This window comes from Mycobacterium sp. TH-M82 (assembly GCF_057473605.1).
This window is the reverse complement of sequence record NZ_JBYCKY010000361.1, coordinates 1-1507: the sequence shown is the minus strand read 5'-3', so window position 1 is coordinate 1507 and position 1507 is coordinate 1. Positions and strand designations below refer to the sequence as shown.

Genomic DNA, 1507 nt, shown 5'->3' with positions numbered 1-1507 from the left:
GCTCGTAGTCGAGCACCAGAGCCTCATGGCTGGCATAGATTTCGGCGGTCTCCAGCCCCCGGTCGGCCACCCCGCAGGCACTCATGAACCGCAGTCCCCGGTCGATCTCGCCGGCCAGCGCCTCATAGCGCGCTCCCGCAGGCGACGTGCGCACGAACTCCCGGTTCCAGTCGTGCACAAGACGCAGCGACGCCAACCCCGACGATGTTAGGGCCCGCACCAGATTCATCGCCGCACTGGCGTTGGCGTAGGCCCGGACCAGCCGGGACGGGTCGTGCTCGCGTGCGGCGGCATCGGGGGCCAATCCGTTGACCATGTCGCCGCGATAGGACTTCAGCCCCAGCGCGTCGACGTCGGCCGATCGTGGTTTGGCATACTGGCCTGCGATCCGGGCGACCTTGACCACGGGCATGCTGGCCCCATAGGTGAGCACCACCGCCATCTGCAGCAGGGTGCGGATATTGCCCCTGATGTGCGGCTCGGTGTTATTGGCGAAGGTCTCGGCGCAGTCGCCGCCCTGCAGCAAGAACCCTTCGCCGCAGGCAACCTGAGTGAGCAGCCCCTGCAGGCGCGCAATCTCCGACGGCACGGTGACGGGCGGCACCGCTTCGAGAAGTGTCCGCACCGGCTTGACTTGTTCGGCCGACCAACTCGGCTGCTGGGCCGCTGGCTTGGCCAACGCTGCGTCCAGCCGCACCCGTAGCTCCGCGGGCAGCGGTGGCAGCTCCGGCAGCTGCTCGATCGGAATGTCGACGGTCCAGTTCACCCATTCATCCTAACCGGGCGCAGAGCTGAGCTGATCATGGCGAATCCTCGCGCAACGCACCGGTGATGATGCGGAAGCGCCGCAACTGGTCCCGGGCATCCACCAGCGCATCGTGGCTGTTCTGTGACCGCGGCGGCAGGCGGGGCCGGCCCCGGGCCTCCCACAGCTGCCGCAGCTCCCGGGTGAAACGCGGCATCGCCGCCGGCAGATCAGGCATCTGCCCCCACAGCTGGCACAGTGCTACATGGTCGTAGGCCGCCAACCAGGCCCACAACTCGATCGGCTCGTCGCCGTCGACTCGTAAGAATGCCTCCAGGTCCGAGCGGATCCGGCGACGCGAGCGCCACGCCGGCGACGCGGGCGGCGGCAGCTTGGGCAGCACATGGGCACGCACCCAGCGTCCCGCCCGGTCGGGGTCGAATTCGGTGGACACGCCGTAGTATTCGCGACCGTCCTCGGCGACCACACCGATCGAGATCAGGTCGATGGTACGGCCGTCCTCGATGAACTCGGTGTCGTAGAAATATCTCATCGCTGGATAGCGCTCAGGACCGCGCAGATTGCGCAGGACCGCTCAACCGCTCGCGATCATGATGGGCCCGCTGGGCGGCGGCGCTTGATGCACCGCGCGGTCGAGTTCGACGTCCACCGCACGGTCGTTGCGAACCCCGGGCCGGCCGGCAACCATGTCCTGCAGCCAGAGTTTGAGCTGGACCACCGGGCGACGCAGCCGGCGTTCCC

At 68.0% G+C, this 1507-nt stretch carries 2 protein-coding genes; both read right to left on the bottom strand.

The features are described from left to right. On the bottom strand, window positions 1-766 hold a 766-nt coding region (locus AC2VON_RS11135), incomplete at its 3' end, for a 3-deoxy-7-phosphoheptulonate synthase (protein WP_486953011.1). Window positions 767-800: 34 nt separating this feature from the next. Continuing rightward, window positions 801-1298 carry a polyadenylate-specific 3'-exoribonuclease AS gene (locus AC2VON_RS11130; protein ID WP_486953010.1) on the bottom strand — a complete coding sequence of 166 codons (498 nt, stop codon included), beginning with the start codon at window positions 1296-1298 and terminating at the stop codon, window positions 801-803. Between the last annotated feature and the right edge of the window lie 209 nt (window positions 1299-1507).

Bases quoted from the DNA above. Each gene is read 5' to 3' on its own strand.
- AC2VON_RS11130 (WP_486953010.1), bottom strand. From the start codon at position 1,298: ATGAGATATTTCTACGACACCGAGTTCATCGAGGACGGCCGTACCATC.